Genomic DNA, 19,238 nt, shown 5'->3' with positions numbered 1-19,238 from the left:
GTGCTATACGTCCTAGTCTGTGCACATGCCACCTCGCGCACCCAACCCCTACCGCCCCGGCTTCAACCAGGCGCCGGCGCGGCTGGTGGGCCGCGACGCGGTCATCACGGCCGCCACGGAGGCCCTCGAGATCGCGGCCCTCGACGGGCGCACACCCCGGCCCTTGCTGCTCGTCGGGCCCCGCGGGGTCGGCAAGACCGTCTCGCTCGGTGAGATCGCGACCCTGGCCGGGCAGGAGCACGGGTGGCCGACCGTGGCCGTCGAGCTGCGCCCCGGCACCCCCTTCACCCCCGAGCTGGTCGAGCGGCTGCAGGCCGCGGCCACCCTGCTCGGCCAGGCGACGGTGGAGAAGAGCGGCAGGCTCTCGGTCTCCGGCGGCAAGGTGACCGCGCGGGTGCTCGGCGTCGGGGGAGAGGTCCACGTGCGCCATACCCAGGGCGGGCCGGCCGCCGTGCCGCTCGACGAGGCCCTCACCGCGGCGGCCGAGGCGGCGGTCGCCTGCGGTGGCGGCCTGGTCGTCACGGTCGACGAGCTGCAGCTGGCCGACCGCGCCGAGCTCGCCGACCTCGCCGCCGTGCTGCAGCAGCACGTCGGCGACCACTGGCCGCTGGTCGTCGCCGGGGCCGGCCTGCCCAGCCTGCGCGAGCGCGACCGGTCGGTCACCTACCTCGAGCGCGGGGAGTGGCACGAGCTCGGGCTGCTCGGCCGCGCGGACACCGTTGAGGCACTCACCGGACCTGCCGCCGACGCCGACCGTCCGATGGACGAGGAGGCGGCGAAGGTCCTCGCCGACGCCTCCGGCGGCTACCCCTACGCCATCCAGGTGCTGGGCCACCACGCCTGGCGGGCCTCGCACGGCCAGGAGCGCATCGAGGCCGAGCACGCCCGCGCCGCGCTGGCCGCCGCACAGCGTGACCTGTCCGCGGGGCTCTACGCCTCCCGCTGGAACGACGCCTCGCCCAAGGAGCGGGAGTACCTCGCGGCCCTGGCCCGTCTGCCCGAGGGGTCCGGAGGCGGGGACGTCGCGCGCAAGCTCGGTGAGCCCACGTCCAAGGTGTCCTACCTGCGCGACCGTCTCATCAAGAAGGGCACGCTCTTCCCCGAGCGGGGCGCCCTGCGCTTCCTCGTGCCCGGCATGGCGCAGTGGGTCCGGGAGCACGCCGAGCCCTGAGCCGCAGCGCCCGTATGCCGGGGAGCCGGCACGCCTCCGGCCCTCGGCGCGAGGGGCTGTGCCGCCGTTGCTGTGGCGTCTGCCGTGGGTCACGATGAGAGCCATGGCAGCTGCTCCGGTCGTGACCCTCGACTCGGTCGAGGACCCTGCGCTGAGCCGCGACGTCGTCGGCCTCGTCGTCCGCGAGCGCCGACGCCGACCGACGCGGCTGAGGCTCACCGTGCTGAGCGCCCCCGGCCGGCTCGTCGACAGCGAGCGCGGTCCCGGTCTGCGGGTGGGGGCGCCCTGCGGTGTGAGCCTCGACGTGGGGCCGTCCCGGGTGGAGTGGTTCGACGGGGCGGTCACGGCGCTCACCCTGCGGAGCCCCGCGGACGCTCCTGCGGTCGTCGTGGTCGAGGCGCAGGACGCGCTGCACCGGCTGTGCACCCCACCGCGGCGCCACGTCTGGCGCGACCTGAGCGAGGGCGACATCGTGACCGCTGTGGCCGGGGAGCACGGGCTGGGTGCCGACGTCGACGCCGGCCCCACGGCATACCGGCTGGTGCGGCAGTCGGGGGTGAGCGACCTGGACTTCCTGCGTGCCCGGGCCCGGGCTGCGGGGCTGGACCTCTGGGCGACCGGGGACACCCTGCACCTCGGGCCGCCGGAGGGCCGGTCGCCGGGGTCGGTCGTGCTCAGGTGGGGTCGGGAGCTGCTGTCCGCGCGGGTGCGGACCGACCGCCCGGCCGGCCACGACGGGGTGCGGACCCGGGTCGGCGGTGAGGCGGACGGCACCGCTGCGGTGAGGGTGGGCGCCCGGGTCAGGCTCGACGACCTGGGCGCGTCGGTGGACGAGCGCGGCTTCCGGGTCGTGGAGACACGGCGTGTGCTCGACCAGAGAGGTCTGCGGACCGCGTTTCGGGCACACGCAGAGGAGTGAGGTTCATGGACATCATCCAGCGCATCGCCAGACCGGCGACCGAGGTCTACGCCTTCGCGGCCGACCCTGCCCACCTGCCGCAGTGGGCGGTGGGGCTCAGCGGGTCGGTCGCCCTGGTCGAGGGACAGTGGGTGTCGAGCTCGCCGATGGGCGAGGTGACCGTCCGGTTCGCGCCACCCAACGACGACGGGGTGCTCGACCACACCGTCGTGCTGCCCGGCGGGGAGCGCGTGGACACCAGGCTGCGGGTGCTGCCGGCCGGCTCCTCCTGCGCGGTCGTCTTCACCCTGATGCGGCGACCGGGGATGTCGCAGCAGGAGCTGGACGACGACGCAGCCGCCGTGCGCGCCGACCTCGCCAGGCTCAAGGCCGTCGTGGAGGCGCGGGCGGTGACGGGTGGCCGCGGCTGACCCCGGCCTGGTCCTGGTGCTCAACGGCACCTCGAGCTCGGGCAAGACCAGCCTGGTGCAAGCGCTGCAGGACCGCTGGGACGGTCCGCTGCTCGACGCCGGCCTCGACCGCCACCTGTCCATGCTGCCCGCGCCGCTACCTCGGGTCGCAGTGGTCGGAGGTCTACGCCTACTCCTCCGCCGCGGACGGCGCGATCGCCTCGATCCTCGTCGGCCCCGTGGGGGAGCGGTTGCACCGTGGCATGCACCGCTGCGTGGCGGCGCTCGCCCGGTCGGGCCGCGACGTCGTCGTCAACCACGTGCTGCTGGAGCGGCGCTGGGCGTGGGACCTGGCCGACGCGCTCGCCGGTGTGCTGGCCGTCCTGGTGGGTGTGCGCTGCCCGCCGGAGGTGCTGGCCGCCCGGGAGCGGGCTCGTGCCGACCGCACGCTGGGTCAGGCTGTCGCCCAGCACGCCGCCGTGCATGCGCACGGTGGGTATGACGTGGAGGTGGACACGTCGTCGCAGGGCCCGGACGAGGCAGCCGATGCCGTGATGGCGTGACTTGCCGCAGGGGGCGCGCCGACCGTCCTCGACCGGCTCCGGGGCGGGCGTCGCACACACCCCTGAGCGCGGACCGCGTCGCCGGGTCGGGCCGGTGGACGACCCCGCCCCGCGTCCGGCCGACCCCCGGCCGCAGGCATGCCCCGGAGGTCACGGTTCGGCATCGGTTGCGCGCCAAGGGCAACGGAGGGGCAGGGAGGTGTCGTCTACTGGAGACCGAACCGCGACGCGAAGGGGGTCGAGCGGTGCGACGAAGCAGGCACCACCTCGGTGCAAGCAGGGTCAGCTCCCTGGCGGTGCACCGCCGGGAGCTGCTCAAGGGCGGCTTCGGCCTCATGACCGGGGCCGTGCTGGGCGGGCTGTCCGACGACGGAGAGGGCCTGACCGAGCCCGAGCCCGAGCCCGAGCCGGAGCCGGAGCCCGAACCGGAACCCGAGCCCGAGCCGGAACCCGAGCCCGAGGCCGCGCCGGAGCCGGAACCGGAACCCGAGGCAGAGCCGGAGCCCGAACCGGAACCCGAGCCCGAGCCGCAGCCCACGACATACCGCCGCGGCGACCGGGGTGAGGGGGTCCGTGCGCTGCAGGAGCAGCTCTCCGCGACCGGCTACTGGTGCGGCCGCGCCGACGGAGGCTACGGCCATCTCACCGAGCAGGCGGTCTTCGCGCTGCAGAAGGCGCACGGGCTGAAGCGCGACGGCATCGCAGGGCCGATGGTGAAGGAGGCGCTCAGCACGGGACACCGTCCGCCTCCGGTGGCGGGCGGCGACCACGTCGAGGTGCACATCGCCCGCCAGCTGCTCCTCGTCGTGCGCGGCGGCGCCACGCGGATGACGCTCAACACCGCGACCGGGAACGGCGAGCCCTATGAGTTCCAGGGGCGCACCTACACCGCACGCACACCCAAAGGCGACTACGCGGTGTGGTTCGTCGACGGCAGCGGATGGCGCGACGGGGAGCTCGGTGAGATGTACCGGCCGATGTTCTACTCCGGCAACTACGCCATCCACGGCTCCGACTACATCCCGCCGTGGCCCGCCTCGCACGGCTGCGCGCGGGTGTCGGTCGCCGCGATGGACATGATCTGGCGCGACCGTCTGCTGGCCATGGGTGGCCGGGTGCTCGTGGTCTGAGCCGGTGCCGGCCTCAGAAGCCCTGCGAGGCCTCGTCGAGCGCGGCGACGTCCTCACCGGTGAGGCTCAGCGACGGGGCGGCCGTGAGGGCCTCCAGCTGCTCGGGACGTGACGCCGACGCGATCGGGGTGACTCCCTTGGCCAGCACCCAGGCGAGGGCGACCGTGGCCGGCTGCACGCCGTGCCGGTCCGCGACCTCGACCAGGGCGTCGACGACCCGCAGGCCGCCGGCCTCGAAGTAGCGGCGCGCGGCCCCACCGCGGGGCTGGCCGGCGAAGTCGGCCTCGGAGCGGTACTTGCCGGTGAGGAAGCCCGAGGCCAGGGCTGGGTAGCTGAACACTGCGGCGCCGTGCTCGGCGACGATTGGGGCGTAGTCGGCCTCGTAGACCGCACGGGAGACCAGGCTGTAGCGCGGCTGGACCGCCGCCGGGACGCTCAGGCCCTCCCGCTGCGCGGTCTCGAACCAGTCGCGCATCCGCTGCGGGGAGTAGTTGGACAGCCCGACCGCACGCACCTTGCCGGCGCGCACCAGCGAGTCGAAGGTGGCGACCTGGTCGGCGACCGGCACGTCCTCGTCGTCGTAGTGGGCGTAGTAGAGGTCGACGTGGTCGGTGCCCAGGCGGCGCAGCGAGTCGTCGAGGGCGGCGACGACGTTGTCGTGGGCCAGGCCCTTGCGCGACTCGAGGGCGCCCACCTTGGTGGCCACGAGCACCTGGTCGCGGTTGCCGCGGGCGGCCATCCACCCGCCGATGACCGACTCCGACTCGCCGCCGCTGTTGCCGTCGACCCACGCGGCGTAGGCGTCGGCCGTGTCCACGAGGTTGCCACCGGCCTCCGCGAAGGCGTCGAGCACGGCGAACGAGGTGGCCTCGTCGGCCGTCCAGCCGAACGGGTTGCCGCCGAGGTTGAGCGGGAAGATCTCCAGGTCGCTGCCGGGCAGGGTGGGCACGTGTCGTCTCCTGAGGTCGGGGGTATGCGCCGCGGTCGAGGGCGATGCGGCCACGCGAGGGATGCGGGAGGCGGGGCTGCGATCGTAACCGCGTGCGTAGGGTGGTGCGCGTCGTCGAGGGAAGGGTGCAGGGATGTCCGAGGAACCGCGGGTCGCGGTGGTGGGAGCCGGCATCGTCGGCCTGTGCACGGCATACGCGCTGCTGGAGCGGGGCGTGGAGGTGCGCGTCTACGAGCAGGGGGTGCCCGGCAACGGGCAGTCCGGCGGGTCGTCGCGGATCTTCCGGCACGCGCACGACGACCCCCGGCTCATCGCCGCCACGCAGGAGAGCCGTGACCTCTACGACCGCTGGGGGCAGGAGCTCGAGGTGGAGATGGTCTCCGGCGACGGGGCCGTGGCGATCGGGCCGGCGGTGGAGAGCAAGCTGCCGCTGCTGCAGGAGGCCGGGGTCGCCGCACGGCGGATCGACGCGGGCGAGCTGGCCGCCGTGCAGCCGTTGCTGGCGCCCTACGACGGGCCGGCGATGCTGGACGAGCGGGGCGGGTCGATCCGCACCACGGCCGTGGTCGACGCCCTGGTGGCGCCCCTGGGGGACCGGCTCGTGCGTGACGAGGTGCTGTCGGTGCGCCCGGTGGCCGACGAGGTCGAGGTGCGCAGCAGCGGCAGCACGCACCGCTACGACCGGGTCGCCGTCTGTGCCGGTCGGGGCACGGCGCACCTGGCCCGCACGCTGGGTCTGGCGCTGCCGGTGCAGGACGGTGCGCACGTGCGGCTCACCTTCGCGGTGCGCGGGGAGCCGCCGCAGCGGCTGGCCACCCTGCAGGACTCCAGCGGCGTCTTCGGCGAGACCGGTGTCTACGCCGCCGCAGTGCCCGGCAACGCCGAGTATGCCGTGGGGCTGAGCCAGACCACCCGGGCCCGGGACGACGCCAGCCTGCCCGACCCCGACGAGCTGGCCGACCTGGCCGGGCGTGCTGCCGCCTACGTCCGGCGGGCGCTGCCCGGGCTCGATCCGGAGCCGGTCGACGTGCGGCACTGCTGGGTCACCACGCTGCCGTGGGGTGAGGACGGCGTCGGGGTGTGGGAGCGCGACGGGGTGCTGTTCCCCGCCGGGCACAACCTGTGGAAGCAGGCTCCGGCGCTGGGCACGCGGATGGCCGGGGGCCTGGTGGCGCAGACGCTGCACCCCGACCTGCACCCGTCCGCCCGCCTGGGCAGGGGCTGAGCGCAGGCAGGGGCTGAGCGTGCACCAGGCCCGAGCGCTGTGGCCCTCAGCGCGCGTCGCCGGGCTGCGCGGGGCGCTCCCGGTCGGCGGCGGGCCGCAGCACCAGCCGGGTCCACGTGCCGACGTAGACCCGGTCGTCACGGCCCACCTCGACCTGCACGTCCCGGCCGACCGGCTCGCGGGGCAGCGGGTCGCCGACGGTGCCGACGAAGGTGCCGTTGGGGGTGCCGAGGTCGCGCACCCAGAAGCGTCGCCCGTCGGTGGTGAGCTGGGCGTGCCGACGGGAGACCCCGAGGTCCTGGCCGGCCTCGACCTCCGGGCGGACGCCGAGGCTGTCGGAGGTGCGGCCGACCACCAGGGACGACCCGCGCACGGGCACCACGAGCGGCGCGGTCGGGGCGGGGCAGGGTTGGTCGCTCTCCTGCAGGTCGTACCACCCACGGTCGACCCAGACCTCGACGACCCAGGCGGTGTCGTGGTCCCGGGACGGCGGCAGGTGCTCCAGCACCTCGTGTGCCGGGGTGGCGCGCTCCCGGGTGGGTGGGGTCGGCGGGGGGACCTCCGGCGCGGTCGGCAGCTCGACGTCGTCGTCGGGTCGGCGGACGCGGGCCTGCCTCAGCACCTCGGCGGCCTCCTGGGCGGCGTCGCCGTGGTGCCTCGTGGTGTAGACCTCGTGCGGCTGCAGCGACTGCTCGCTGGTGCGGTGGCGACGCCCGCCGGCCGGCTCCAGGGGCGCGGCGGAGGTGACGAAGTCGAACCCGCACCCCTCGCAGAACATGGCGTCCCCGACGCTGGTCGCGCCGCAGTGCGGACACTCGCGCGCGCTGGGGACGGTGGCGGCCGGGGCGGTCACCGACTTGGCCGGGCCCTCCGGCCCGCCGGCGCGGCCGGTCTGGACGGCGGGCGGCACCGTGGGCTCGGGGATCGGGTCGTGCAGGTCGGGTCGCTCGCGTGTGGTCACCGGTCGCTCCTCATTTCGGCCAGGTAGGCCTCCTGTGCGCCGATCAGCGCAGCGGCGCGCTGCAGGTCGGCCGGCACGTTGTGCAGTGCCTCGATGGTGCGGCTGAGCATCCCGGCCAGGTCGACGCTCGTGGGGGCACCGGTGCCGGACAGCGTCGCCGCGAGCGCCTCGGCCCGGTCGAGCAGCTCGGTGTGCCGGGCCAGGGCCGCCGCGTAGGTGATGTGCGCCTGCTCCAGGGCGCGGTCGACCCGCTCCAGACCGGCGAGGTATGCCGTGAGCTCGGCGCGGTCCTGCGGCACCTCGCCCAGGGCCTCCACGTCGGGGATCGCCAGGTGGGGTGCCGGGTCCAGCGTGTCCAGGGCCCGCCCCGCCAGCACCCGCACGGCGTCGGCGGTGGTGACCAGCTCCTCGCGCACCCGGGCCACGTGCTCGGGGTCGGCGCGGCCGTGCGCCCGGCGCACCGCGTCGAGGATGAGGTCGCGCTCGGTGATCGCCGCCAGCGACTCCAGCCGCCCGAGCTCAGGCCGCAGGTCGGCGTCCTGCGGGCCGGAGGTGTCCTGACGGCCCGCCTCGGCGGACTGCAGGTGCGCCTCCAGACGCGCCAGCCCCTCCTCGAGGCTCGCCAGCCGCGCCTGCTCCTCCTCGCGGTCGTCCTCGGGGAGGTCGGCCACGAGCTCGGCGACCCGGGCGACCCGGGCCTGCACGGCGTGCACCCGGTCGGCGACGATGCCGGCGCTGTCGTCGACCTGCAGGCGGGAGCGCAGCGCCGAGGCCAGCGCGTCGGAGAGCTGGCATGCCTGGGGCAGGGAGAGCGACAGGTTGTGCGTCTCGGTGCCGGGCTGCTCGATGAGCCCCCAGACGAGCCGGTTGATGCGCTCGCGCGTGTCGGCGTCCGGCCCGCCCGGGCCGCTGCTCTCCGCCGCGGTCACCAGCAGGTCGTAGCGCTGGGCCGCCGCGTGCCACAGCGCCATCGACAGGGTCAGGTCGTCGGCGGTCTCGTCGCTGTCGTCGCGGGCGGCCGCCACCTCGTCGAGGATGTCGAGCTCGCGCTGACGACGCACCCGCCAGCGGCCCAGCTCCTGCAGGTAGTGGGTGAGCGGCACCGGGGCCAGCGGCTCACCCGGGCCGGCCGGCGGTTCCGGTGCTGCGGCATACGTCGTCGTGGTCACGGTGTCGGCCCCTGCACCAGACCCGTGACCTCCTCGACACTCGCCCCGGAGGGCGACTCGAAGGCCTCCGCCAGGTGCCGGCTGTGCCGCTCGAGCGCAGGGTGGTCCGCACGGCAGACGGCGTCGTAGAGCCGGTCGAGGGTGAGGCCGAGCTCGTCGAGGGTGTCCACGAGGGCCATCAGCGTCGTCCGGCCGCCGGCGACGGCGCGGCCGTCGGCGTAGGCGCGGGGCAGCCGCTGGTAGTCGCGCACCCGCTCGGCCAGGCACCCGTGGGCCACCGCCGCGAGAACGACGCGCATCTCGGTGGGGGCCGGCGAGTCGAGCCCGAGCAGGTCACGGATGGTGTCGGCGATGCGGTCGACACGCACCTCGACGGCGGGCGGCAGGGTGCCGGCCTCGACGAGCGCCTGGGTCTGCTCCAGGCTCCCCAGCACGCCACGGTCGTGGGGGACTGTCATCCTTCTTCTCCTGTCGACCGCGCGGGCGGAGGCGGACCCCTCCAGGGTATGTCGCCGCTCCCGGCCGCGCGCTGCGTCCACCGCGACCCGGACACCCGTCCGCGGTCTCGGGCAGGGGTGGTCAGTCGGTGTCCTCGGGCGCGGCCTCCGGGTCCTCCTCCGGCTCGAAGCTCGTCTGCTCGCCGGCGCCGAGACCCACACCCGTCTCCGGGTTGGGCACGTCACCGGTGGCGCCCTCCGCACGGGTGTCGTCGTCGCGTGCGGGCAGGTCGGTCTCGCGGGGGTCGGTCTCGCGCGGGTCGGTCCTGCGGGGGTCGCTCTCGCGGGGCTGGTCGTCCTGGGTGCTCATGGCGGGCCCTCTCGTCCGGATGACCGGGTCGGTCACGTCCGCCTCACCGTGGCACGGGCGGGGCGAGCCTGCACCCCGACACGGTCGCCGCCGTCCGGGAGAGGACTCAGACCTCCTCGACGCCCTCCTCGAGGACGTCCGGCTCCACGATGCGCTCCTCGTCGGGGGCGACCTCGGTCAGGTCGGCGTCCTCCGGCACCGGCTCGCCGGTCGCGCTCTCGGCCCACGCGTCCTCCTGGTGGGCCAGGATGCGCTCGTCGTCGGTCTCCACCGCGTCGGGCAGGTCGTCGTTCGGGGGGGTGCTCATGTCGTGTCCTCTCGGTCCGCTGGACAGGGGTTCGGTCCGTGCTCCCACCGTGGCACGGTCCGCGTCGCCGCGCACACCCGGTCCGGCGGTGGCGGTGTGCTGGGCGAGCGCCGCCTGGGCCCGGCGCACGAGCGCCTCCAGCCGCGTGCTGTGCGCACCGCGCCAGTAGACCCTGCCGCAGTCGTTGCAGCGCATGAAGTCCCGGTAGGTGCGCCGGGTGCCGGGCTGCAGGTGGGCGTGCACGTCGCTCTTGTCGACGGCGGTGAGCGTGCCGTTGCAGCGGACGCACCGGGTCCACGGCGTGAGCGGGGGAGCGAAGCGATCCAGCACGTCGTCGAGCTGGTCGCCCGCTCCGTCACCGCGCACCAGCGCGCCCTCGGGCACGGCCGTGCGCCGCAGCAGCCCGCGGTCACGGGTGAGCAGCACCCGGCGCTCCTCCACCGCCCGGCGCACCAGGTCGTCGTCCTCGGCGTTCGGCTCGTATGCCGTGTCGAGGCCGAGCAGGCGCAGGCGCCGGGCGAGGGTGCCCAGGTGTACGTCGAGGAGGAAACGCGGCGGCGTCGTGGCCGTCGGCTGGGGCCGGGGGCGCGGCAGCACGACGAGCGTCGACGCCCCGGGGTGGGCGTCGCAGCGCTGCGCCCGGTCGGCCGGGTGGCCGTCGAGCAGGAGGGTCCCCACCTCGGTCAGCGGCACGCCGAGGCTCTGCACGACGTGACCGAGGGTGTCGGTCGGCGACACCTCGACCTCGACGTGGGGCCTGCGGCGCGGGGCCGGCAGCAGCCAGCGCAGGTCGGCGTCCACCTGCACACCCAGGACCGGCATGTGCCCAGGATGCCGCGCGCGGCTCAGCGGTGCCGGTCGGCCTGCACCAGCGGCCGGAGCTGTAGCGCGGCGACCACGAGCGCGACGACGGCGAAGGTGCAGAACGCCACGGTCAGGGCCGGGGAGCTGCCGGGTGCGTCGGTGGCCTGCATGACGACCGCCATCCCGGCCACCGATGAGCCGAGCAGCGCGCCCAGGCCCGTCACGGCATACCGCGCGGCACCGACCCGCTCGGGGTGCTGGCGCAGCAGCGCCAGGCCGACGAGCACGAGCGCCGGCACGACGAGGCCGAGGTCCATGACCTTGACGACCCAGAAGACGCCCGGGTCGGCGAGGTACTCCTCCGTCGGCTCACCGCGCCACAGCGTCAGGAGCCCCGGCAGGTGCAGCCCGACGACCAGGAAGGTCGCCACCACGAGCAGGAAGCCGCCGCTCAGGCGGTCCACCCGCCTGCCGGCCGACGGGAGGGTGACGGGCAGGAGCGTGCGCCAGGCCTGCCATGCGACATACCCCGCGAGCAGGAAGAGGACGAGCAGCACCGGGAAGAACACCTCGACGTTGCCCGGGTAGCGGTGCGGGTCGCCGCCGGTGGCGAGCTGGAAGTACATGTACAGGCCGAAGGTCGCCGGGCCCAGCGCCAAGGCGGCGCCCAGCACCCGGCCCCGCAGCACGAGGACGCCGGCGGCGATGCTGACCGGTGCCACGAGCAGCAGGGCGGCGACGTCACCACCGCGGATCTGGCCGCTGGCGCCGGAGGAGACGTGGTAGTCGAAGACCCCCAGGACCAGCGGGCCCAGCAGGGCGACGAGGGCGGCACCCAGCCCCAGCGCGAGCAGTGCCACGCCGAGCGCGGTGCTGCGCGGAGGGGAGGCGCCATGGGTGACGGGGCCACCGGCCGGCGCCTCGGGCCGGCCGCGGGGGTGACGGGGTGGGACGGCGGGCGTGACAGTGTCGGTGGGCATGGCTTCCTCCACCAGCCAGGCTGGCAGGGGAGTGCCCGCTCCACCAGGGGCGAAGGTCCTACTTGCTCGCCCAGGTCTCGGCCAGGTCACCGATCACGGGCAGCTTGTAGTGCTCCTGGTTGTAGGCCTTGACCATCATCAGCACCCACACCGCGACGAAGGCCAGGCCCAGCAGCCAGCCGACGAAGCCGAAGAGGGAGCCCAGGGTGTCGGAGGCGAAGCCGACGACCACGCTCATCACGGTCCACGCGAAGACCGCCACCACCCAGGCGATGCCCAGCAGGATCGCCTGGGCCCCGTGGAAGCGCAGCTCACGGTCCCGCTGGGTCAGGTAGACGACGAGCCCGCTCAGCCACGTGAAGAGGTAGGCCAGCAGGCCGCCCACCTTCGGGTCCAGGCCCCCGCCGGAGGTCGCCGGCTGCTGCTGGCCCGGGTAGGGCTGCTGCCCCTGGTGCGCGGGCTGGCCCAGGTAGGGCTGCTGCCCCTGGTAGGTGGGCGGTGACTGTCCCCCGGCCGGCGGGGGCGGTGGCGGGTAGCCGTACCCCTGGCCGGATGCGGGCTGCTGCGGCTGCTCGGGGTGCTCCCCGGACGAGGTCTCGTGGGTCATCGGTCGTTCCTCCCCATACGGACTGCAACGGCCCGACGCGGGGGCGCCGGGGGTGACGGTGCGTCCCACGACAGCGTATCGGCTGGGCAGGCTGCTGACGAGAGCCTGACAGCGCGGGTCTGCGCAGGTCAGAGCATGTTCCTGCGCACTGTCGCACGCGCACCCGCCGGGCCGGCCCTGACAGCTCGCGGGTGTGCACGCGGTCGTCCTCGCTCAGACCCCCTGCCAGTACGGGTTGGTGACGATGCCCCCACCGAGGTCGGCCCAGTCCCACCAGTCGAGGTCCTGGGCGGCGCGGTGCGGCATGTGCTTCATGGCGGTGTTCACGGTGAGCTCCTGGCTGTGAGAGGTGATGTCCCTCAGGAGACCCGGACAGGGGAGTTTCGGACATCGGTCGTCCGGGCAGTCCTGCGTGGCCGTCCGGCCAGGTCAGGAGGGGGTGGGACCGTCCGGTCGGACGCCCGGCGGGCGAGGTCCGAGCGCGGCCGGTGGTGCCTGCGTTTGCATTGCCCCCCGCACGTCACAGAGGGTGGAAGGTGTCCGAGGCGCGTGCGCACTTGCCCCGTGAGGTGGTCGTAGGCGTCAAGACCGGCCCCGTGCCGGCGACCGCACCGAAGACAGGAGACCCCCAGCATGCTCACCGTCACCGAGAACGCCCAGGCCGTCGTCAAGGGCCTGACCACCGACCAGGGCCTGCCCGAGACCGCGGGTCTGCGCCTCTCCCTGGCCGAGGACCAGGCCCAGCTCGAGGTCGCCCTCGTGCCGCAGCCGGAGCCGAGCGACCAGGTCGTGGCCGACAGCGAGGCCCCGGTCTACGTGGCCGAGGACACCGTCCCGGCCCTGTCCGACCAGACGCTCGACGCGTCCCAGACGGCCGAGGGCATCGGCTTCACGCTGCAGCCGCAGGAGCCGACCGCCTGAGGCACCCCAGCACCTCCGCGACGGCCGCCGGACCCGCACGGGTCCGGCGGCCGTCGGCGTGTCCGCTGCGCTAGCGTCGACGGGTGGACCAGGGGCGAGCAGGCGGAGGCGACCGGCCGGTCGCGGTGGTGACGGGTGCGGCGGGCAGCATCGGCACGCGGCTGCTCGAGCGCTTCACCGAGGCGGGGTATGCCGTGGTCGGGCTCGACCTGCCCGACGCCGGTGCCGACGACCCCAGGGTCGTCGGCTGCGACATCACCGACGCCGACGCCGTGGCGGCCACGTTCCGCGCGGTGGTCGAGCGCCACGGGCGCCTCGACGTCCTGGTCAACAACGCGGGCATCTCCGCCATCGGCAGGTTCACCGACCACGACGTGACGGTGCACCGCAGGGTGATGGAGGTCGACCACCTCGGCGCGGTCGCGTGCACCCAGGCGGCGCTGCCGGCCCTCGTCGTGACGGGTGGCCGGGTGGTGGTGGTCGGCTCCGTGACCGGCTTCGCCCCGGTGGTCGGCCGCCCGGCGTACGTCGCTGCGAAGCACGCGGTCACCGGGCTCTTCGAGGCGCTGCGCCCCGAGCTCGCCCGCGACGGTGTCGGTGTCACCCTCGTGCACCCGACCTTCGTGACCACGGGCATGGGCGAGGCCGCCGACCGGGCACCCGGCACCGGCCGCAGCACCTCCGGGGCCCCGGTCACCCCCGACGACGTCGCACAGGCGGTGGTCGACGCGGTGCGTCGAGGGCGCGACCGGGTGCTCGTCGGGCGCACCGCGCGGCTGGCCTGGCACCTTCACCGCCTCGCCCCGCGGGCCTACACTCGGATGATGGTGCGGCGCCTGTCCGGCTGACGGGAAGGAGCGCCGATGGGACGGCTGGAGGTCCTCGGCCCGGTGGACCTGCGCGGCCCGGCCCACGAGGTCGTGGCCCGGCGCAGCGTCGTGGGCCGGGCTCCGGACGTCGACTGGCACCTGGACGACCCGATGGTCAGCCGGCACCACGCGGCGGTCTGGCGCGCGGGCGACCACGACGAGATCGAGGACCTCGGCTCCACCGCAGGCACCCTGGTCAACGGGCGCCCCGTCCACGGCCCCACCGTGCTGAGACCTGGTGACGTGGTCGACCTCGCGACGGTGCGGCTGCGCTACCACGCCGACGACCGGGCGCAGCCCCCCGGTGGCGACCCCACGACGCGTGGCCACGTCTCGTTCACCGTCGACGACCAGCGGGCCGGCACCATCAGCAACGTCGCGCGCGACCAGTACAACAGCTATGTCCAGCACGTCATCGTCGAGCGGGAGAACGCCCTCGACCAGGTGGCGAGCATGCACCGCGTCGCCCGGCTCTTCGTCATCCCCGGCCAGGCCCTGGCCGGGCTCGGGGCGCTGTCCTTCATCGCGACCGTCGTGCTCGAGATGGTCAAGGCCTCCGACGTGGACATGGGGGACCCCGAGGCGTTCCGCCAGTCGATGCAGCCGATCGAGGTCGCCGGCATCCCGCTCTTCGCCCTCGCCATGGGGGTGGCCCTTCTGGGCTTCGCGCTCGTGCTGGTGGGCGCGGTGATCCAGTCCTCCGCGAAGCGCACCTCCCAGCGGGTCGAGCACGACTACCCGCTGCCGCCCCACCCCGGTCCCTGACCCACCCCCCGAGGAGCACACCATGACCTTCAACATCGGCAGCCAGACCGGCGGCGTCATCAGCAACGTCGGCCGTGACCAGGTGGTCAGCGGCGGCCAGCACGGCACGGCCGTCACCCTGGACGACGCGCGGTCGGCGGTCGACGCGCTGCGCGCCGTCCTGCACCGCCCCGACGCGCTCCCGCTCACCGAGCAGCAGCAGGCGGAGGTCCGTGGCGACCTGGCCGCCATCGAGGCCGACCTGGGCGAGGCCGACCCGCCCCGGGAGCGGATCGGCGAGCGGCTCACCCGTCTGACGACGGTGCTCACCCAGGCCGGTGCCCTCGTGGGTGCGGGTGCGGCGATGGTCGGCCCGCTCAGCACGCTGGCCCAGTGGCTGGGCTCGACAGGCTCGGCCGTGCTGCAGATGCTGCCTGTCTGAGCGCCCGGGACCAAGGCCCCTACCGGCTCGCTGCCGCCCCTGCCTACGGTCCGGGTATGGAGCACACACGGGTCCTGGCCGCCGGTGCCGTCGCGACCGCAGGGGTGGTGGCCGTCGCCGGCGCGGCGGCCTACGGCCTGTCCCGGTGGCCGGCCATGACGACCTGGGGCGCCACCGCCCAGGAGGCGGGGGAGAGCCTGCCCGGTGACGACGTGGTCGGCGAGCCGCGCTACCGCACGACCCACGCCGTCACCATCGACGTCCCACCCGGGCAGGTCTGGCCGTGGCTGGTGCAGCTGGGCCAGGGCCGCGGCGGGCTCTACAGCTACGACTGGCTGGAGAACCTGATGGGCCTGGATATCCGCAGCGCCGACCACATCGACCCGGCGCTGCAGGACCTGGCGGTCGGCGACACCGTGCGGCTGGTGCCCGAGGGCACCGAGCCCGACCTGTCGATGACGGTGCTGCGCCTCGAGCCGCCCTCCCTGCTGCTGCTCGGCGCCGGCATGCCTCGCGAGGAGGCGCTCGCGGCCGGTATGCCGTACCCCGCGTGGACCTTCCTGCTGCGCCCGGTGGCCGGCGACCGCAGCCGGCTCGTCGTCCGCTTCCAGAGCGACTTCGAGCCGACCCCGCTGGGGCTGCTGATGAACAAGTGGGCCCTGGGCCCGGTCCACTTCGTGATGGAGCGCCGGATGCTGCTGGGCATCAAGGAGCGCGCCGAGGCGGCCTGGGCGACACTGGGCTGATGCGCCTGCTGCTCGTCGCCGACACCCACGTGCCCCGGCGTGCCCGGGAGATGCCGCGCCAGGTCTGGGACGAGGTGGAGAGCGCCGACCTCGTGGTGCACGCCGGCGACTGGGTGGTGCCGGAGCTGCTGGACGAGCTCGAGGCCCGCTCGCGCCTCCTGCTGGCGGTCCACGGCAACAACGACGGTGCCGAGCTGCGCCGCCGGCTTCCGGAGGTCGCCACCGCGGTGGTCGGAGGGGTGCGCCTCGGGGTCGTCCACGAGACCGGGCCCCGCCAGCGGCGCGAGCAGCGGATGCGGGCGGCATACCCCGACCTCGACCTGCTCGTGTTCGGGCACAGCCACATCCCGTGGGACACCGAGGTCGACGGCCTGCGCCTGCTCAACCCCGGCTCGCCGACCGACCGCCGTCGCCAGCCCCACTGCACCTACCTGACCTGCAGCGTCACCGAGGGACGGGTCGACGACGTGACCCTGCACCGGCTGCCACCGCGGACCTGAGCGGCAGGCAGATGCCGGTCGCGGGACGCACGAGGCACCGTCCGGTCCCGGGGGTGGCGCGGGGACCCGGCCGCGACGAGTGGCACAGGAGCGCCGGCGGGTCGACGATGAGCAGGTCCAGGCTCAACGGCCACCACCACCGGTGCGCCCACCGCGGGCGGCCGGGTCCACGAGAGGACGTCCTCATGTCCGTCACCCGCATCTCCACCGCCGCCGCCCTGTCCGGGCTCCTGCTGGTCGCCGGCGCCGGCGCCGCACAGGCCGACCACACCCACGTCAGGGTGCTCGGCAACGGGCAGTGCGTCGTGCTCGCCGCCCAGGGCGGCGAGCAGTACGTCCAGCTGCCGCACGCCGACGAGTTCGCCGAGAACCGGAAGCACCCGCTGCATGTCAACGTCCACCTCGGCCAGGCCGGCACCCGGCAGGGCGAGCCGGTCGTCTTCGTCAAGGGCTCGCCGGGCGACCTCGACCACTGCGACAGTTACGTCAACGGCTGACTTCGTCGCCCGGACCCCTTCCGGTGCGCGGTCTCCCGGCCCTAGCCTGTGATGTGCGTCACTGGGCGCGCGATCGGGGATCTCGGGGAGCTGTGAAGGGGTCCAGCCATGTCCCGTCTTCTGCGTCTGCTCGTCACCGGGTCAGCCACCGCCGCGGTGCTGGCGGGGACGGCGCTTCCGGCCACCGTCGTCGCCGCACCGGACCCGGACGGTCCCGCCGCCCCACCGGCTCATGCGCAGGGCCACGAGCCCGGCAAGGGCGACACGGACGGGGACCGGGTCGCCGACGACCTCGAGGCCGCGCTCGACGAGCTGGGCCCGGGTGAGCGCGTGGACGTCATCGTGCAGGGCACCACGCCCAGCGAGGCCCGGCGCGCCGCCCGGTCCTTCACCGTGGACCACACCTACGCGACCATCCCGGCCTTCTCCGGCTCGGTGACCGCGGGTCAGGTGACGGCGCTGGCGAGGATCCCCGGGGTGACCCGGGTCGAGCTCGACGGGGTGGCCCGGACGGCCGACGCGGCAGGCGACCGGGACTACGGCGTCGACGCAGCGCGGGTGGCGGTGGCGCCGGGCGACGGCGTGCTGGACGGCAGCGGCGTCGGCATCTGTGTCATCGACACCGGCATCGACCCCGGCCACGAGCAGCTGTCGGGTCGCGTCGTCGGCTGGAACGACTGGGTCAACGGCCGCGCCGAGCCCTACGACGACCACGGTCACGGCACGCACGTGGCCGGCATCGCCGCCGGCGACGGCACGGGCTCGGCCGCGGCCGCCGACTACGGCGGGGTGGCCGGCGACGCTTGGCTCATCGGCGCCAAGGTGCTCAGCTCCGCAGGCAGCGGCGCGGACTCCGACGTCGCCGCCGCCATCGAGTGGTGTGCCGGACGCGCCGACGTGCACGTCATCTCGATGTCGCTCGGGAGCCCGGGTGGCGACGGTGCCGACGCGGGCAGCCAGGCGGCCGACGCCGCGGTGGCCGCGGGCAAGGTCGTCGTGGTCGCCGCCGGCAACTCCGGCGACGCGCCGGGCACGGTCTCCTCGCCCGGCGTGGCCACGCACGTGGTCACGGTCGGAGCCGCCTCCGACTACTCCCGGATGGCCGGCGGCCTGGACACCGACGACGGCCTCTACCTGGCCGGCTTCTCCAGCCGCGGGCCGACCACCAACCCGCAGGCCGCGCTCAAGCCCGACCTCGTCGGCCCGGGCATGAGCGTGGTCGCCGCACAGGCCAACACCACCAGCTCCTATGTCGCCTACTCCGGCACCTCGATGGCGACGCCCTTCGTGGCCGGGGTCGTGGCCCTGGGTCTGGAGGCCGAGCCCGGTGCCACACCTGCGCAGGTCAAGAGCGCACTGCAGGCGTCGGCCCGCGACGCCGGCACCGCCGGCCCCGACAACGAGTGGGGCCACGGCCTCGTGGACGCCAGAGCCTTCCTCGCGGCGCTGCAGGGCACCGCCGCGGCCACAGCGCCGTGGCCGGCGCACACCCTCCTCGAGGGGTCGGTCGGCTCGGGGGCCGTCCGGGACTACCCGTTCGAGGTCGCCGTCGCCGGCGAGCCGCTCGGCGTGACGATGCAGACGACCAACGGCGCGGCCCAGTGCGCGCTCTGGCTCGGCACGGTGTGCTGGTTCGGCTACGAGTGGGCACCCGACCTGGACGCCTACCTCGTCGACCCGGCCGGCACGGTCGTCGCCGTCAGCCGCTGCATGCTCGAGGCGACCAACGGCAACTGCGCGGCCCCGGGCAGGTTCGAGACCCTGGGCGTGCCGAGTGCCGCAGCCGGCACCTGGACCTTGCGCGTGGAGTCCTTCTCCGGGTCCGGCGCCTTCGCCGCCTCGGTGTTCGCCGGGTCCGGCACGTCCGAGCCACCGCCCCCGCCGCCCCCGCCGGACACGGAGCCCTCCGCCCCGACCGCGCTGACGGCCTCCGGTGTGACGACCAGCACCGTGGACCTCTCCTGGACCGACACCGCCGACAACGAGACCGGCTTCCGGGTCGAGCGGTGCGAGGGGGCCGCGTGCACCGGCTTCAATGAGGTGGGCACCGTCGGGGCGGATGTCTCCTCCTTCACCGACACCGGGCTGGGCGCGGGGACGACGTACCGCTACCGGGTGAGCGCGTTCAACGACGTCGGCGCCTCGGCCTGGGCCGGGCCGGTGAGCGCGACCACCGAGGCCGCACCGCCCCCGCCGCCGTCGGCCCCCTCGGCGCCGACCGACGTCACCGCGCAGGCCACCGCCAAGAACAAGGTCAGCGTGACCTGGACCGACACCGCCACCGACGAGAGCGGCTTCCGCGTCGAGCGGTGCACCGGGGCAGGGTGCACGTCGTTCACGCAGGTGGGCGCGCCCGGAGCCGACAGCACCTCGTACGACGACCGCGGGCTCAGGGCGAACACGACCTACGGCTACCGGGTGCTGGCGTGGAACGACAGCGGCGAGGCCGCCTCGGGCGTCGTCTACGTGACGACGCCGCGACGCTGACCCGCTGCTGCGTGCCTCAGGAGCGCCGCGCCGGCCTCAGGAGCGTCGCGC

Annotated in this window: 22 protein-coding genes and 1 pseudogene; 15 read left to right on the top strand and 8 right to left on the bottom strand. The window is 74.8% G+C overall.

Translation table 11 applies throughout. The features are described from left to right. Window positions 1-25 precede the first annotated feature (25 nt). The 6 genes and pseudogenes from LVO85_RS14025 (at window position 26) to LVO85_RS14005 (ending at window position 4,172) form a co-directional block, all read left to right on the top strand. On the top strand, window positions 26-1,171 hold the full coding sequence (locus LVO85_RS14025; protein ID WP_232748115.1) for an ATP-binding protein: 1,146 nt from the start codon (window positions 26-28) through the stop codon (window positions 1,169-1,171). 103 nt (window positions 1,172-1,274) lie between these two features. Then, window positions 1,275-2,090: a hypothetical protein gene (locus LVO85_RS14020; protein WP_232748114.1), complete on the top strand. Its 816-nt coding sequence runs from the start codon at window positions 1,275-1,277 to the stop codon at window positions 2,088-2,090. Between the two features lie 5 nt (window positions 2,091-2,095). Continuing rightward, window positions 2,096-2,500 (top strand): SRPBCC family protein, encoded by a 405-nt coding sequence (locus tag LVO85_RS14015; RefSeq protein WP_232748113.1) that lies wholly within the window; start codon window positions 2,096-2,098, stop codon window positions 2,498-2,500. Then, window positions 2,487-2,618 (top strand): annotated as a pseudogene (locus tag LVO85_RS17225) (phosphotransferase-like protein); the annotation flags it as partial. The gene LVO85_RS14015 and the pseudogene LVO85_RS17225, both read left to right, overlap by 14 nt. 100 nt (window positions 2,619-2,718) lie before the next feature. Next, on the top strand, window positions 2,719-3,042 hold the full coding sequence (locus LVO85_RS17095; RefSeq protein ID WP_332875442.1) for a phosphotransferase-like protein: 324 nt from the start codon (window positions 2,719-2,721) through the stop codon (window positions 3,040-3,042). A gap of 245 nt (window positions 3,043-3,287) precedes the next feature. Beyond that, entirely contained in the window at window positions 3,288-4,172 is an 885-nt protein-coding gene (locus LVO85_RS14005; RefSeq protein WP_232748112.1) for a L,D-transpeptidase family protein, read from the top strand. 13 nt (window positions 4,173-4,185) lie between these two features. Here LVO85_RS14005 and LVO85_RS14000 read toward each other — a convergent pair whose 3' ends face one another. Next, entirely contained in the window at window positions 4,186-5,121 is a 936-nt protein-coding gene (locus tag LVO85_RS14000) for an aldo/keto reductase (protein WP_232748111.1), read from the bottom strand. A gap of 133 nt (window positions 5,122-5,254) precedes the next feature. Here LVO85_RS14000 and LVO85_RS13995 point away from each other — a divergent pair, with 133 nt between their 5' ends. Continuing rightward, complete coding sequence (locus LVO85_RS13995) at window positions 5,255-6,346, top strand: NAD(P)/FAD-dependent oxidoreductase (RefSeq protein ID WP_232748110.1); 1,092 nt, start codon at window positions 5,255-5,257, stop codon at window positions 6,344-6,346. Window positions 6,347-6,392: 46 nt separating this feature from the next. On the opposite strand, the gene LVO85_RS13990 is transcribed toward LVO85_RS13995, so the two are convergent. The 7 genes from LVO85_RS13990 to LVO85_RS13960 all read right to left on the bottom strand — a co-directional run bounded on the left by LVO85_RS13990 (window position 6,393) and on the right by LVO85_RS13960 (window position 11,981). Beyond that, window positions 6,393-7,307, bottom strand: a complete 915-nt coding sequence (locus tag LVO85_RS13990) for an FHA domain-containing protein (RefSeq protein ID WP_232748109.1) — start codon at window positions 7,305-7,307, stop codon at window positions 6,393-6,395. After that, window positions 7,304-8,476, bottom strand: a complete 1,173-nt coding sequence (locus tag LVO85_RS13985; protein WP_232748108.1) for a hypothetical protein — start codon at window positions 8,474-8,476, stop codon at window positions 7,304-7,306. Before LVO85_RS13985 ends, LVO85_RS13990 begins: the two co-directional genes overlap by 4 nt. Continuing rightward, complete coding sequence (locus tag LVO85_RS13980; RefSeq protein WP_232748107.1) at window positions 8,473-8,934, bottom strand: hypothetical protein; 462 nt, start codon at window positions 8,932-8,934, stop codon at window positions 8,473-8,475. The genes LVO85_RS13985 and LVO85_RS13980 overlap by 4 nt, the downstream gene beginning before the upstream one ends. A 121-nt stretch (window positions 8,935-9,055) precedes the next feature. Further along, the gene (locus tag LVO85_RS13975) at window positions 9,056-9,283 is read right to left on the bottom strand and encodes a hypothetical protein (protein WP_232748106.1); all 228 of its coding nucleotides are present in this window, start codon (window positions 9,281-9,283) and stop codon (window positions 9,056-9,058) included. 106 nt (window positions 9,284-9,389) lie between these two features. Further along, window positions 9,390-10,412, bottom strand: coding sequence for a Mut7-C ubiquitin/RNAse domain-containing protein (locus LVO85_RS13970; protein WP_232748105.1), 1,023 nt, complete (start codon window positions 10,410-10,412; stop codon window positions 9,390-9,392). A gap of 23 nt (window positions 10,413-10,435) precedes the next feature. Further along, window positions 10,436-11,374 (bottom strand): hypothetical protein, encoded by a 939-nt coding sequence (locus LVO85_RS13965; protein ID WP_232748104.1) that lies wholly within the window; start codon window positions 11,372-11,374, stop codon window positions 10,436-10,438. A gap of 58 nt (window positions 11,375-11,432) precedes the next feature. Beyond that, a complete protein-coding gene (locus tag LVO85_RS13960; protein ID WP_232748103.1) occupies window positions 11,433-11,981 on the bottom strand; it encodes a DUF4870 domain-containing protein in 549 nt (182 codons plus the stop codon). A gap of 633 nt (window positions 11,982-12,614) precedes the next feature. Here LVO85_RS13960 and LVO85_RS13955 point away from each other — a divergent pair. The 8 genes from LVO85_RS13955 (at window position 12,615) to LVO85_RS13920 (ending at window position 19,187) form a co-directional block, all read left to right on the top strand. Continuing rightward, window positions 12,615-12,902 (top strand): hypothetical protein, encoded by a 288-nt coding sequence (locus LVO85_RS13955; protein WP_232748102.1) that lies wholly within the window; start codon window positions 12,615-12,617, stop codon window positions 12,900-12,902. 83 nt (window positions 12,903-12,985) lie between these two features. Beyond that, complete coding sequence (locus LVO85_RS13950) at window positions 12,986-13,750, top strand: SDR family NAD(P)-dependent oxidoreductase (protein WP_232748101.1); 765 nt, start codon at window positions 12,986-12,988, stop codon at window positions 13,748-13,750. 15 nt (window positions 13,751-13,765) lie between these two features. Further along, window positions 13,766-14,536: an FHA domain-containing protein gene (locus tag LVO85_RS13945; protein ID WP_232748100.1), complete on the top strand. Its 771-nt coding sequence runs from the start codon at window positions 13,766-13,768 to the stop codon at window positions 14,534-14,536. Between the two features lie 22 nt (window positions 14,537-14,558). After that, on the top strand, window positions 14,559-14,957 hold the full coding sequence (locus tag LVO85_RS13940) for a hypothetical protein (RefSeq protein WP_232748099.1): 399 nt from the start codon (window positions 14,559-14,561) through the stop codon (window positions 14,955-14,957). A 56-nt stretch (window positions 14,958-15,013) separates the two neighbouring features. Further along, window positions 15,014-15,703, top strand: coding sequence for an SRPBCC family protein (locus tag LVO85_RS13935; RefSeq protein WP_232748098.1), 690 nt, complete (start codon window positions 15,014-15,016; stop codon window positions 15,701-15,703). Further along, the gene (locus LVO85_RS13930; RefSeq protein WP_232748097.1) at window positions 15,703-16,203 is read left to right on the top strand and encodes a metallophosphoesterase family protein; all 501 of its coding nucleotides are present in this window, start codon (window positions 15,703-15,705) and stop codon (window positions 16,201-16,203) included. Before LVO85_RS13935 ends, LVO85_RS13930 begins: the two co-directional genes overlap by 1 nt. 185 nt (window positions 16,204-16,388) lie before the next feature. Continuing rightward, window positions 16,389-16,700, top strand: coding sequence for a hypothetical protein (locus LVO85_RS13925; RefSeq protein ID WP_232748096.1), 312 nt, complete (start codon window positions 16,389-16,391; stop codon window positions 16,698-16,700). 108 nt (window positions 16,701-16,808) lie between these two features. Further along, window positions 16,809-19,187, top strand: coding sequence for a S8 family serine peptidase (locus LVO85_RS13920; RefSeq protein ID WP_232748095.1), 2,379 nt, complete (start codon window positions 16,809-16,811; stop codon window positions 19,185-19,187). The last annotated feature ends 51 nt before the right edge of the window (window positions 19,188-19,238 follow it).

The organism is Ornithinimicrobium sediminis, assembly GCF_021272345.1.
Taxonomy (GTDB): domain Bacteria; phylum Actinomycetota; class Actinomycetes; order Actinomycetales; family Dermatophilaceae; genus Ornithinicoccus; species Ornithinicoccus sediminis_B.
This window is presented reverse-complemented; position numbering and strand designations above follow the sequence as displayed.

Coding starts and splice junctions, on each gene's coding strand:
- LVO85_RS13935 (WP_232748098.1), top strand. CDS start 15,014: ATGGAGCACACACGGGTCCTGGCCGCCGGTGCCGTCGCGACCGCAGGG.
- LVO85_RS13995 (WP_232748110.1), top strand. CDS start 5,255: ATGTCCGAGGAACCGCGGGTCGCGGTGGTGGGAGCCGGCATCGTCGGC.
- LVO85_RS13960 (WP_232748103.1), bottom strand. CDS start 11,981: ATGACCCACGAGACCTCGTCCGGGGAGCACCCCGAGCAGCCGCAGCAG.
- LVO85_RS13980 (WP_232748107.1), bottom strand. CDS start 8,934: ATGACAGTCCCCCACGACCGTGGCGTGCTGGGGAGCCTGGAGCAGACC.
- LVO85_RS13970 (WP_232748105.1), bottom strand. CDS start 10,412: ATGCCGGTCCTGGGTGTGCAGGTGGACGCCGACCTGCGCTGGCTGCTG.
- LVO85_RS14020 (WP_232748114.1), top strand. CDS start 1,275: ATGGCAGCTGCTCCGGTCGTGACCCTCGACTCGGTCGAGGACCCTGCG.
- LVO85_RS13925 (WP_232748096.1), top strand. CDS start 16,389: ATGTCCGTCACCCGCATCTCCACCGCCGCCGCCCTGTCCGGGCTCCTG.
- LVO85_RS13940 (WP_232748099.1), top strand. CDS start 14,559: ATGACCTTCAACATCGGCAGCCAGACCGGCGGCGTCATCAGCAACGTC.
- LVO85_RS14015 (WP_232748113.1), top strand. CDS start 2,096: ATGGACATCATCCAGCGCATCGCCAGACCGGCGACCGAGGTCTACGCC.
- LVO85_RS13965 (WP_232748104.1), bottom strand. CDS start 11,374: ATGCCCACCGACACTGTCACGCCCGCCGTCCCACCCCGTCACCCCCGC.
- LVO85_RS13955 (WP_232748102.1), top strand. CDS start 12,615: ATGCTCACCGTCACCGAGAACGCCCAGGCCGTCGTCAAGGGCCTGACC.
- LVO85_RS14025 (WP_232748115.1), top strand. CDS start 26: ATGCCACCTCGCGCACCCAACCCCTACCGCCCCGGCTTCAACCAGGCG.
- LVO85_RS13975 (WP_232748106.1), bottom strand. CDS start 9,283: ATGAGCACCCAGGACGACCAGCCCCGCGAGAGCGACCCCCGCAGGACC.
- LVO85_RS13945 (WP_232748100.1), top strand. CDS start 13,766: ATGGGACGGCTGGAGGTCCTCGGCCCGGTGGACCTGCGCGGCCCGGCC.
- LVO85_RS13930 (WP_232748097.1), top strand. CDS start 15,703: ATGCGCCTGCTGCTCGTCGCCGACACCCACGTGCCCCGGCGTGCCCGG.
- LVO85_RS13920 (WP_232748095.1), top strand. CDS start 16,809: ATGTCCCGTCTTCTGCGTCTGCTCGTCACCGGGTCAGCCACCGCCGCG.